Genomic DNA, 12,398 nt, shown 5'->3' on the forward strand with positions numbered 1-12,398 from the left:
ACGCCGGGGCTCCCGGTGACGGCGACAACGGCGCCGGGGCGCATGGCCGCGGCAACCAGCGTCCGGTCGGGGCCGGGAAGGGGACGGGCCGGTGAACCCCGCGAACTATCTGATCCTCGCCGCGCTGCTGTTCACCATCGGCGCGGTCGGTGTCCTGCTGCGCCGTAACGCGATCGTCGTCTTCATGTGCGTCGAGCTGATGCTGAACGCGGCGAACCTGACCCTGGTCACCTTCTCCAGGATCAACGGCACCCTGGACGGCCAGATCATGGCGTTCTTCGTGATGGTGGTGGCCGCGGCCGAGGTGGTCATCGGCCTGGCGATCATTCTTACGATCTTCCGCACCCGCCGGTCCGCCTCGGTGGACGACGTGAACCTGCTCAAGTACTAGCCAGTTCCTCAGGTGTGTCACCGGTGACGATCTCACCAGGCGCCGGTGGGACGTGGTGGCCGGGACCCCGGTCACGGCAGAACGGACGATGAGTGCAGTGACGCATATACCCCACGGCCATACGCACCGTGTCGACACGCGTGGTGTCGACGCGTGTGGCGGCAGGGCATCCGAGGGCCGTGCATCCGACGGCCACCTGCCTGACGAGCACCTGCCTGACGGCCACCGGCCAGCCGGCCGCCTCCTTGCCGGCCGCCTCTTCGAGGGCGAGGTACCCCATGCCGCATGAGGTGGGACACGAGGTGGGATACGCGGCGGCCAGCGGCGTGTTCTCGGCCACGTGGCTGCTGCTGGTGCTCCCGCTGGCGGGGGCGCTGATCCTGCTGCTCGGCGGGCGGAGGACCGACCGCTGGGGCCATCTGCTGGGCACCGCGGCCTCCGCGGCGAGCTTCGTCGTGGGGCTGGTGCTGTTCTTCGGGCTGCGCGGCCGGGCCGCCGATGACCGGCAGGTCGCCCAGCACCTGTTCTCCTGGATCTCGGTCAACGGCTTCCAGGTGGATGCCGGCCTGCTCTTCGACCAGCTCTCCGCGGTCTTCGTGCTGCTGATCACCGGCGTGGGGACGCTGATCCACATCTACTCGATCGGCTATATGGCGCACGATCCCGGGCGGCGCAGGTTCTTCGCCTACATGAACCTGTTCCTGGCGTCCATGCTGCTGCTCGTCCTCGGGGACAACTTCCTCGTCCTGTACGCGGGCTGGGAACTGGTCGGCCTGTCGTCCTTCCTGCTGATCAAGTTCTGGGAGTACAAGCCGGCCGCGGCGACCGCGGCCAACAAGGCCTTCTACATGAACCGGGTCGGCGACGTGGGGCTCGCCCTGGCCATCATGCTGATGTTCGCCACGGTGGGCAGCACGAACTACGACTCGGTGCTCGGCGCCGCCGCCGCCGACGTCATCGGGTACGGCACGCTGACCGCGATCGCCCTGCTGCTGTTGCTCGGCGCCTGCGGCAAGTCCGGCCAGTTCCCGCTGCAGGCATGGCTGCCGGACGCGATGGAGGGCCCGACCCCGATCTCCGCGCTCATCCACGCCGCCACCATGGTGACCGCCGGGGTCTACCTCATCGCCCGCGCCAGCCCGATCTTCACCGAGACCCAGGCCGCCCGGACGGTGGTCGTCATCATCGGCGCCGTAACGATCATCATCGGCTGCGTCATCGGCTGCGCCTACGACGACATCAAGAAGGTGCTCGCCTACTCGACGGTGAGCCAGATCGGGTACATGTTCCTCGCCGTGGGGCTGGGCCCGGCCGGTTACGCGCTCGGCATCGCGCACCTGCTGGCGCACGGCTTCTTCAAGGCCGGCCTGTTCCTCGGCTCCGGCTCGGTGATCCACGCGATGGACGACGAACAGGACATGCGGAAATACGGTGGCCTGTGGCGGCTGATGCCGGTCACCTGGGCCACCTTCGGCCTCGGCTACCTGGCCATCATCGGCCTTCCCCCGCTGTCCGGGTTCTTCACCAAGGACAAGATTATTGAGGCTGCCTTCGACAAGGGCGGCACCAGCGGGTACCTGCTCGGCCTGACCGCGCTGCTCGGCGCGGGCATCACCGCCTTCTACATGACCCGGCTGTTCCTGCTGACCTTCCACGGGGAGCGCCGCTGGTCGTCCTCGGGCGAACACGCGAAGCACCCCCACGAGTCCCCGAGGGTGATGACCGGGCCGATGGCGCTGCTGGCCGTGGGCTCGGTGTTCGCCGGTGGGCTGTTCATCGTCGGCGGCACCCTGCAGGACTGGCTGGCACCGGTGTTCGGCGAGGGGCACGAGGAGGGCGCACACACGCTCTCCCCGGCGGTGGTCACGGCGCTCACCCTGCTGGTCGCCGCCGGCGGCTTCGCCGGGGCCTACCTGCGCTACCAGCTCCGCCCGGTGGAGGCCGTCGGCCGCCCCGACTCCGAGGTCGGGCTGGTCACCGTGGCCGCCCGGCACGATCTCTACGCCAACACGTTCAACGAGACCGTGTTCATGCGCCCGGGGCAGTACCTCACCCGCTTCCTGGTCTGGCTGGACACGGTCGGGGTGGACGGGCTGGTCCGGGGCACCGCCGCCGGGATCGGCGGCCTGTCCGGGCGGCTGCGCCGCACCCAGACCGGGTTCGTCCGCTCCTACGCGCTGTCGATGTTGGGAGGTGCTGTCCTCGTGGTCATGACGGCGCTGCTGGTAAGGACCGGATGACGTGAACAGTTTCCCGTGGTTGACCCTCCTGTTGATCATCCCGGCCGCCGCGGCGGTCGTCGTCGCGGCCGTCCCGCGACGGCTGGGCACGCTGGCCAAGCAGGTCACGCTGGCGGTCACGCTGGTGGAGTTCGTGCTGGCGCTGCTGGCGACCATCGCGTACGAGCCGGCAAAGGCCGGCTTCCAGTTCTCCCAGAAGTACTCCTGGATCAAGCAGTTCGGCATCTCCTACTCGGTGGGCGCCGACGGGATCTCGCTGGTGCTGATCCTGCTCGCGACGCTGCTGGTGCCGATCGTCGTGCTGGCCTCCTGGGACGAGGTCGACGCCGCCTCCCCGGACGGCGCGCCGGTGGCGGGCAGGCGCAGCGTCCCGGCGTTCTTCGCGCTGCTGCTCGCGCTCGAGGCGGGGATGGTCGGGGTGTTCGCCGCCACCGACGTCTTCCTGTTCTACGTCTTCTTCGAGGCGATGCTGATCCCGATGTACTTCCTGATCGGGAGCTACGGGCCGGTGAAGGAGCAGGCGCAGCGGTCCTACGCGGCGGTGAAGTTCCTGCTCTACAGCCTGTTCGGCGGGCTGCTCATGCTGGCCGCGGTGATCGGTCTCTACGTGGTCTCGTCCGACCAGCTCGGCACCGGCACCTTCGACTTCGCCACCCTGCGCCAGCTGGACATCACCCCTGGCGTGCAGAAGCTGCTCTTCCTGGGCTTCTTCATCGCCTTCGCCATCAAGGCGCCGCTGTTCCCCTTCCACACCTGGCTGCCGGACGCGGGCGCGCAGTCGCCGACCGGCGGCGCGATCCTGCTGGTCGGCGTCCTGGACAAGGTCGGGACCTTCGGGCTGATCCGCTACTGCATCCCGCTGTTCCCGGACGCGTCGTCCTACTTCGCGCCCGTGGTGCTCGCGCTGGCGGTGATCGGGATCTTCTACGGGGCACTGCTCGCCATCGGCCAGCGGGATATGAAACGCCTGGTGGCGTACACCTCGCTGGCCCACTTCGGCTTCATCGCGATGGGCACCTTCGCGCTGACGTCGCAGGCGGGCACCGGTGCCGTCCTCTACATGGTCAACCACGGGCTGTCGACGGGCCTGCTCTTCCTCGTCGTCGGCTTCCTGGTGGCCCGGCGCGGCAGCCGGGACGTGGGGGCCTACCGCGGTATGGCGCAGGTCACACCGGTGCTGGCCGGCGTCTTCCTCATCGCCGGGCTGTCGTCGCTGGCGCTGCCCGGCCTGAACAGCTTCGTCAGTGAGTTCCTGGTGCTGGCCGGGACGTTCACCCGGTACCGGGCGCTGGCCATCGTGGCCACCGCCGGCATCGTGCTCGCCGCGATCTACATCCTCTATCTCTACCAGCGGACGATGACAGGACCGGTGGTGTCCGAGGATGCTCGTGGAGTGCTCGATCTCAGCGTCCGCGAGAAGATCGTCGTCGCACCGGTGGTCGCTCTGATCATCGCCCTCGGCATCTACCCGAAGCCGCTCATCGACATCGTCCGGCCGACTGTCACGGCGACGTTCGAGGATGCCGGGCACACCGACCCCACACCAACCGCCCCCGTGAACGCAAGCCAGGCCGGAGGCCACTCGTGAGCGCCACAGCATCCGCCATCGCCGCCCCGCAGGTGCTGGCCCAGGGCGCGCAGGGGACGATCGACGTCCCGGCGATCCAGTACAGCGCGCTGAGCCCGATCCTCATCGTCTTCGGGGTGGCGCTGGCGGGTGTGCTCGTCGACGCGTTCGCGCCGGCCAGGGCCCGCCGGGGCATCCAGCCGCTGCTGGCCGCGGCCGGGTTCGTGGCCGCGTTCGTGGCGGTCGTCCTGCTGCACGCCCGACGGCAGGTGCTCGCGGCCGGGGCGCTGGCCATCGACGGCCCGGCCCTGTTCCTGGAAGGCGCCATCCTGCTCTTCGCCCTGCTGGCGGTGCTGCTGGTCGCCGAGCGGCGGCTGGACTCCTCCGGCGGGGCGATCGTGGCGTCGGCGGCGATCACCCCGGGGTCGCCGGGCGCGACCGCCCAGCGTTCCTCCGCGGCCGTGCAGACCGAGGCGTACCCGCTGATGGCGTTCTCGGTGGCCGGGATGCTGCTGTTCGTCTCCTCGAACACGCTTCTGATCATGTTCGTCGCGTTGGAGATCCTCTCCCTGCCGCTGTACCTGCTCGCCGGCCTGGCCCGCCGCCGCCGCCTGCTCTCCCAGGAGGCGGCGATGAAGTACTTCCTGCTCGGCGCCTTCTCCTCGGCGTTCTTCATCTACGGCCTGGCCTTCATCTACGGCTACGCCGGCAGCGTCAGCCTCGGCCGGATCGCCGATGCCGCGGGCACGGTCGGCGCGAACGACACCTACCTCTACCTGGGGGTGGCCCTGCTCGGCATCGGCCTGTTCTTCAAGGTCGGCGCCGCGCCGTTCCACTCCTGGACACCGGACGTCTACCAGGGGTCGCCGACCCCGATCACGGCCTTCATGGCCGCGGGCACGAAGGTGGCGGCGTTCGGCGCGCTGCTGCGGCTGTTCTACGTCGCCTTCGGCGGGCTGCGCTGGGACTGGCGGCCGATAGTCTGGATCATCGCGATTCTGACCATGGTGGTCGGCGCGGTGCTGGCACTGACCCAGCGTGACATCAAGCGGATGCTCGCCTATTCGGCGATCGCCCACGCCGGCTTCCTGCTCACCGGGCTCGCCGCGGCCAACAGCGACGGGCTGAGCGGCTCCCTGTTCTACCTGGTCGCCTACGGCTTCACCACGATCGCCACGTTCGCTCTGGTCACCCTGGTGCGGACGGCGGACGGCGAGGCGAGCGACCTGTCCCAGTGGCAGGGGCTCGGGCGGCGCTCACCGCTGCTCGCGGGGATCTTCGCCTTCCTGCTCCTCGCCCTGGCCGGCATCCCGCTCACCAGCGGATTCACCGGGAAGTTCGCCGTCTTCGAGGCCGCGATCGCCGGTGACGCGACGCCGCTGGTGGTCGTCGCCCTGGTCACCAGCGCGATCGCCGCGTTCTTCTACGTCCGAGTGATCGTTCTGATGTTCTTCCAGGAACCGGGTGCGGACGGCCCCATAATTGTCACTCGTCCGACACTCACCTACGCGGCCGTCGGCATCGGCGCGGTCGTGACGCTCCTGCTGGGAGTCGCGCCACAGCCTCTGCTCGATCTCGCCGGTACCGCGGCCACGTCCGGCTTCGTACGCTGACGCCCAGGGAATCCACATGAGCGCAACGGGGCTGAACCTCGTGGGGATCAGGACCGACCCTGATCTGGAGCAGGCTGTCCGTCGCGGCCTCCACGAGGTCGAACGGCTGCTACGCGACGCCGTCCGCAGCGACGTGCCGTTCGTCACCGAGACGTCCCGGCATCTGGTGGACGCCGGCGGCAAGCGTTTCCGGCCGATGGTCGTCCTGCTCGCGGCCCATTTTGGTGACCCGGACGCCGTCGGCGTGCTGCCGGCCGCGGTCGCCATCGAGCTCACCCACCTGTCGACGCTGTACCACGACGACGTCATGGACGAGGCGCCGCTGCGGCGGGGAGCGGCGTCGGCGAACGTCCGGTGGACCAACACGATCGCGATCCTCACCGGCGACTTCCTCTTCGCCCGGGCCTCGGATATCACCGCCGACCTGGGGCCGGAGGCCACCCGCATCCTGGCCCGCACGATCGCGACCCTGTGCGAGGGGCAGATCCGGGAGACCGTCGGGCCGGTACCGGGACAGGACCCGGTCGAGCATCACCTCCGTGTGATCAGGGAGAAGACCGCGTCACTGATCGCCACCTCCGGCCGGCTCGGCGCGATGCTGGCCGGGGCCGATCCGCTCACCGTGGACGCCCTGGCCGCCTTCGGCGGCTACTTCGGGGTGGCCTTCCAGCTTTCCGACGATCTCATCGACGTCGCCTCCGACCAGGCCGCCTCGGGTAAGACACCCGGGACGGACCTGCGGGAGGGGATTCCCACGCTGCCGGTGCTCTACGCGCTTGAGGAGGACGACGCCGCCGCGGCCCGGCTGCGCGGCCTGATGAAGGACGGCTTCGCGGCGGAAGGCGCGCTCGCCGAGGCGCTGGACCTGCTGCGCGGCCATCCGGCCATGGGACGTGCCCGCCGTGAGGTGGCGCGCTGGGCGGGCCAGGCACGCGGCTGCCTGGCCGGGCTGGAGGAGGGGCCGGCCAGAACCGCGTTGGCGGCACTCGCGGACTACGTGATCGACCGCACCAGCTGACCCGTTCGCGGCCGCGTCGAGCGGCCTGTGCGCGCCCGGATGCGAACGCCGGATGCGCTGGACGCCCGGATGACTCCGGGCGAGCGGATGACTCCGGACGCCCGGATGACTGTTGAAGGAGCCGAGCGGAAGAAGCCGGGTGGAAGGAAAGGAGTGGGAGCCGCGCGGACGGCGCGGCCCCCACACAGGTGGATCCGGCTGTTTCCTTCCACCCGGTTTCTTATCTGCTCAGCGGCGAGAACGGCGGGGGATCGTAGAACTCGATCAGCTTGGTGGGCCTGTCGCCGAATGCCCCGCCCGCTCTGGCCGGGTGCGGCTGCGGGGCCGCTGCCTGGGCGTCCGGAGCCACGGCGGAGGACGTCGGCGGCTGGCTGGTTGAAGCGCTGCTCCCGGTGGCTGCCGGCACCGCCGCCGCGGGGGGCAGGGCCTCCGACGGGACGGGTGTGGGAGGGACCCCCACCAGGCCGGCCGCCGGGGCGGGTGCCCCGGCCAGTGGTGTCTGACCTGTCTCGAAGCCGCGCAGCGTGGTCGTGGTCGGCTGGGCGGATGGTTCGCTGGTCCGGGTGACTTCGACCGGATCGGTCACCGCCCCGCCCGGGAAGGCGGGCTGCTCAAGGGCGGGCTGTGTCGCCGGCGCGGGCGTCGGGGGCAGCGGGCCGGCCTCGCTGGGGGCGGCGTCGGCGTAGTACGCATGGGAATAGTACGAATACGCGGGATACGGGTACTCGGGATGGGTGGCTACGGCCTGCGGGAGATCCGTGCCCGCGGGGCTGGGAGCGCCGGCTGCCCACAGCGGGTCGTTCCCGGCGAAGCCCGGGCCAGGCGTGACGACGGTCTGCGGCGGTGGGGCGGCCGGCCGTGCCGCCGGTCTGTGCACGTTGCGGGAAGTTCTCCCCGCCGTCTGCTGGAGAACCGACGGCGAGCTGCCCAGCCCGACCGACGGTGCCGCGGCGGCTGCCCCGAGGTCGACGACCTGCTCGTCCTGGGCGCCGGCCAGGGCTATGCCGGTGAGCAGGGCGGATATCCCGGCGAGAGAGGCGGTACCGGTGGCGACCAGCCGGTTGCGGCTCGGCCTGGGCTGTCTGACGGTGGGCTGTCTGACGGGGATCTCCCGGTGCGCGCCGCGGCGTGTGCCGTGTGCCTGCCGGTCGTCCGGCCGTGCCCTGTCCGCGCCGAACGGGGACGGCCCGCTCAGCGTGTCCGGTTCAGCGGAGTTCATCAGTTGCTGGCGGGGGATGAACATCGCTCCCGGGCGCGCCGACACCGGCGGGGGGAACGCCGGCGCGACGGGCCGCAGGCGGGCATCCGGGCCAGCGTCGCGCTTCCGGAAGATCCGCGGTGATCTGACGGGCTCGGCCGCGCTCGGGCTGTCGGCGGTTGCCGCGCCGGCGTCGGCCCTCCTGCCGCCCGGCGTGCCGGTGGCCGCGGGTGTGCGCGCGGGAACGGCCCGCTGGGAGGCACTTGCTGCCTGCTTCCGTGAGTGCCGGGCAGCGGAGTGGTTACCCACGGCTCACCTCGCCCGCCACGGGGAGCGGCACCCAAGGAGAACGCTGTTGGACCTGCCGGCAACGGGACGATCTGTCCTGCACTGTGCCTCCGGATCGGTAGCTTGCTGTAGCCCCCGCGCTGTAGTCCCCACGCTGTAGCCCTCGAGCTGTAGCCCCCGAGCCCCCACCGCCCGCCGAGCTGTTATGAAGATCCAGAAAGGCGGATTCGGGATGCCAGAGCAATCACAATGCTAACCGACCGGTCACGGATGTTCCGACGCCATATGGACAACTTTCCATCAAAGGCGCTATTCGCTCCGCTGAGCGGCCTGCCGCTGTCCGGATGGCTCGAAGCGGTCCGGCATCCGTAGTGGGCCAGCGGCCGCCCTGGTGTAGTCCGGCCCGACCGGAGTCCCGAGGAGAAGAATCCCAGCCGCGTTCCTCGGTGGCCCGAGTTTCTCCGGAGCGGCGGATGTACAAGAAATTGTTTCGTAAAAGTCGTACGAAAAGAAAATTTTACGCCTGTCGATCGGCTGGTGCCGCGGGGCCCGGCGGGTATGCCCGCAACCGCGGCCGCGCGCTCCTCGAACTGTCGGGAGCCGACCGGCCGGGCCGCTCCGGTGGCTCCCGGCCGGACACGACCGAAGAGCCACCGGAGACGGTCCCGGGGGTGAATCTCAGGAAACCGTCCAGGTGTCGCCGCTGCCCAGCAGCTGTATCAGGTCGCCCTCGCCCTGGCGGGCCCGGGCGTCGGCGATCTGCTCGTTGAGCTGTTCGTCGTAGGTGGGCAGGTCGACGTCCCGGAAGACCCCGATCGGCGTGACCCCGGCCGAATCGCCGGTCAGCCGGGACAGCTCGAACGCCAGGCCCGGCTCGGCCGCGTGGGCGTCGTGGACCAGCACGCCCTCGTCGGTCGCGGCGCACACCTCCAGCTTGCCGTCCGGAGCGCGGCGGATGCCCTTGTCGCGTTCCGCGCCGAACACCAGCGGCTCACCGTGGGCCAGCCGCAGGGTCGCGTCGTCCTTGGACGAGCGGTTCTTCAGGGCGTCGAACGCCCCGTCGTTGAAGATGTTGCAGTTCTGGAAGATCTCCACGAAGGCCGAGCCGGGGTGGGTGGCGGCCGCGCGCAGCACCGAGGTCAGGTGCGCGCGTTCGGAGTCGATCGACCGGGCCACGAACGTCGCCTCGGCGCCGAGCACCAGCGAGATCGGGTTGTAGGGCCGGTCCAGCGAGCCGTACGGGGTCGACTTCGTGACCTTCCCTACCTCTGACGTGGGCGAGTACTGGCCCTTGGTCAGCCCGTAGATCCGGTTGTTGAACATCAGGATCTTGATGTTGACGTTGCGGCGCAGCGCGTGCAGCAGATGGTTGCCACCGATGGACAGCGCGTCGCCGTCACCGGTGACGACCCAGACCGACAGGTCCGGCCGCGAGACCGCGAGACCGGTCGCGATGGCCGGCGCCCGGCCGTGGATGGAGTGCATCCCGTAGGTCTTCAGGTAGTACGGGAAGCGCGAGGAGCAGCCGATGCCGGAGATGAACGCGATGTTCTCGCGGGCGATCCCGAGCTCCGGCAGGAAGCCCTGGACGGTGGCCAGGATGGCGTAGTCACCACAGCCGGGACACCAGCGGACCTCCTGGTCGGAGGTGAAGTCCTTGCGGGTCTGCGGCTGGCTGGCGGCGGGTATGAGGTCGAGCAGCCGGTTGGTGATACCGGTCTGGTTCGTCGTGACGGTCACTGCTTGATCACGTCCTCCAGGACACCCGCCAGTTCGGCGGCCTTGAACGGAAGCCCACGGACCTGGTTGTAGCCGATGGCGTCGACCAGGAACTCCGCCCGGATCATGGCCCTGAGCTGGCCGAGGTTCATCTCGGGGACGAGGATCCGGTCATAGGCGCGCACCACGTCGCCGGTGTTCTCGGGGAACGGGAACAGGTGGCGCAGGTGTGCGTGGGCGACCTGGAGCCCCTGCGCGCGGACCCGGCGGCACGCGGCCGCGATCGGCCCGTAGGTCGAGCCCCAGCCGAGGACGAGCACCCGGGCCTGCCCGGAGGGGTCGTCCACCTCGAGAGCGGGGATGTCGCGCGCGATACCGTCGATCTTCGCCTGGCGCAGGCGCACCATGCGGTCGTGGTTCGCCGGGTCGTAGGAGATCCCGCCGGAGCCGTCGGCCTTCTCCAGGCCGCCGATGCGGTGCTCCAGCCCGGGGGTGCCGGGCACGGCCCACGGCCGGGTGAGCGTCTCGTTGTCGCGCAGGTACGGCCAGAACTCCGGGCCGTTGTCGCCGGTGTGGTTCGGCCCGGTCGCGAACGTCACCGGCAGGTCGGGCAGGTCGGCCCGGTCGGGCAGCAGCCACGGCTCCGAGCCGTTGGCGAGGTAGCCGTCCGAGAGCAGGATGACGGGGGTGCGGTACTTCGTCGCCAGCCGGGCGGCCTCGATGGCGGCGTCGAAGCAGTCCGCCGGGGAGCGCGGGGCGATCACCGGCAGCGGCGCCTCGCCGTTGCGGCCGTGCACGGCCATGCTGAGGTCGGCCTGCTCGGTCTTGGTGGGCAGCCCGGTGGACGGCCCGCCCCGCTGGATGTCGACGACGACCAGCGGGAGCTCGAGGGTCACCGCGAGGCCGATGGTCTCGGTCTTCAGGGCCAGGCCGGGCCCGGACGTCGTGGTGACGCCGAGCGAGCCGCCGAAGGACGCGCCGAGGGCGGCGCCGACGCCGGCGATCTCGTCCTCGGCCTGGAAGGTCCGGATCCCGAACCGCTTGTGCCTGCTCAGCTCGTGCAGGATGTCGGAGGCCGGGGTGATCGGGTAGGAGCCGAGGAACAGCGGCAGCCCGGTGAGCTCGGCGGCGGCGATCAGCCCGTAGGACAGTGCGAGGTTGCCGGAGACGCGGCGGTAGCGGCCGGGCTTCATCCGGGCCGGGGCGACCTCGTAGACGACGGCGAAGGCCTCGGTCGTCTCACCGTAGTTGTAGCCGGCACGCAGCGCCGCGATGTTCGCGGCGGCGATCTCGGGGCGTTTCGCGAATTTTTTCTCAAGAAACGCGACGACACCGTTGGTGGGCCGCTGGTAGAGCCAGCTCATCAGGCCGAGCGCGAACATGTTCTTCGCCCGCTCGGCCTCTTTCTTGTTGACGGTGCCGGTGCTGCTTTCCAACGCGTTCACCGCGTCGATGGTCATCGACGACAGAGGCACCCGGTGCACCCGGTATCCGTCGAGGGTGCCGTCGGTGAGCGGGTCGGAGGAATATCCGGCCTTCTTCAGGTTGGCACTGGTGAAGGCGTCGGTGTTGACGACGAGGTCGGCGCCGGCCGGCAGGTCCTTCAGATTTGACTTCAGCGCCGCGGGATTCATCGCCACCAGCATGTTCGGGGCGTCCCCGGGCGTCAGGATGTCGTGGTCGGAAAAATGGAGCTGAAATCCTGACACGCCGGCCGGGGTGCCGGCTGGGGCGCGGATTTCGGCCGGGAAGTCCGGTAGGGTGGACAAGTCGTTGCCGAACGCCGCCGTCTCACTGGTGAACTGTTCCCCGGTGAGCTGCATCCCGTCGCCCGAGTCGCCCGCGAAGCGGATGACGACCCGGTCGAGTCGATGGATTTGACGATCCCTGACCTGGCCTGACACGTTGTGTAACCTCCTCGGGTACCACTTGAGCGTACCGGCCGGACTATTGGCGTGGGGCGCAACGTCCCGACGGGGTCAGGCCCGTGTGATGAATATGACACATCCCGATGGGGGCGGCGCGTCGGCCAGCTGCTGGGATGTCGGCGATGAAATACTTTGCGGTTTTCTGGCGGAATGACAAAAAATTCGATTTTGTCAGGATATCCGCAAATTTTGTGTAAAAATTGTGTAATTGGATGTGCTGACCTGTCTCTCTGATGCTATCAGGCGGCCAGCCCCGTACCTGTTGCGGGTACCGCTTGCGAGGAGACGCGGAGAACGTGCGGTGAACAACGCCCGCGGCCGGCGGGGCGCGCCCGGCGGGGCGGTGGAGCCGGACCGGCCGAGACGTCCGCCCACATCCTTGTGGGGCGGACCGGATGAGGCCCACCGGTCCTGGACTCCTTGAGGGCCTGCCGGC

8 protein-coding genes are annotated in these 12,398 nt (G+C 69.7%); 5 read left to right on the top strand and 3 right to left on the bottom strand.

Annotated features, from left to right (window positions below; all coding sequences use genetic code 11):
- Positions 1-91: 91 nt before the first annotated feature.
- From nuoK to AC5LUJ_RS01600, 5 genes are all read left to right on the top strand, one after another.
- Positions 92-391, top strand: coding sequence for an NADH-quinone oxidoreductase subunit NuoK (gene nuoK / locus AC5LUJ_RS01580; protein WP_250285606.1), 300 nt, complete (start codon positions 92-94; stop codon positions 389-391).
- A 278-nt stretch (positions 392-669) separates the two neighbouring features.
- Positions 670-2,631 (top strand): NADH-quinone oxidoreductase subunit L, encoded by a 1,962-nt coding sequence (nuoL, locus tag AC5LUJ_RS01585; protein ID WP_250285605.1) that lies wholly within the window; start codon positions 670-672, stop codon positions 2,629-2,631.
- A gap of 1 nt (position 2,632) precedes the next feature.
- On the top strand, positions 2,633-4,219 hold the full coding sequence (locus AC5LUJ_RS01590) for an NADH-quinone oxidoreductase subunit M (RefSeq protein WP_250285604.1): 1,587 nt from the start codon (positions 2,633-2,635) through the stop codon (positions 4,217-4,219).
- A gap of 17 nt (positions 4,220-4,236) precedes the next feature.
- A complete protein-coding gene (gene nuoN / locus AC5LUJ_RS01595; RefSeq protein WP_250285607.1) occupies positions 4,237-5,811 on the top strand; it encodes an NADH-quinone oxidoreductase subunit NuoN in 1,575 nt (524 codons plus the stop codon).
- Between the two features lie 16 nt (positions 5,812-5,827).
- A complete protein-coding gene (locus AC5LUJ_RS01600) occupies positions 5,828-6,829 on the top strand; it encodes a polyprenyl synthetase family protein (RefSeq protein ID WP_250285603.1) in 1,002 nt (333 codons plus the stop codon).
- A gap of 220 nt (positions 6,830-7,049) precedes the next feature.
- Here the strand turns inward: AC5LUJ_RS01600 and AC5LUJ_RS01605 are convergent, their stop codons facing one another.
- The 3 genes from AC5LUJ_RS01605 to AC5LUJ_RS01615 all read right to left on the bottom strand — a co-directional run bounded on the left by AC5LUJ_RS01605 (position 7,050) and on the right by AC5LUJ_RS01615 (position 11,938).
- Positions 7,050-8,336, bottom strand: coding sequence for a hypothetical protein (locus AC5LUJ_RS01605; protein ID WP_250285602.1), 1,287 nt, complete (start codon positions 8,334-8,336; stop codon positions 7,050-7,052).
- Between the two features lie 657 nt (positions 8,337-8,993).
- Positions 8,994-10,055, bottom strand: coding sequence for a 2-oxoacid:ferredoxin oxidoreductase subunit beta (locus AC5LUJ_RS01610; RefSeq protein WP_250285601.1), 1,062 nt, complete (start codon positions 10,053-10,055; stop codon positions 8,994-8,996).
- Complete coding sequence (locus AC5LUJ_RS01615) at positions 10,052-11,938, bottom strand: 2-oxoacid:acceptor oxidoreductase subunit alpha (protein WP_250285600.1); 1,887 nt, start codon at positions 11,936-11,938, stop codon at positions 10,052-10,054. The genes AC5LUJ_RS01610 and AC5LUJ_RS01615 overlap by 4 nt, the downstream gene beginning before the upstream one ends.
- Positions 11,939-12,398 lie beyond the last annotated feature (460 nt).

The organism is Protofrankia sp. CiP1_Cm_nod3 (assembly GCF_982290655.1).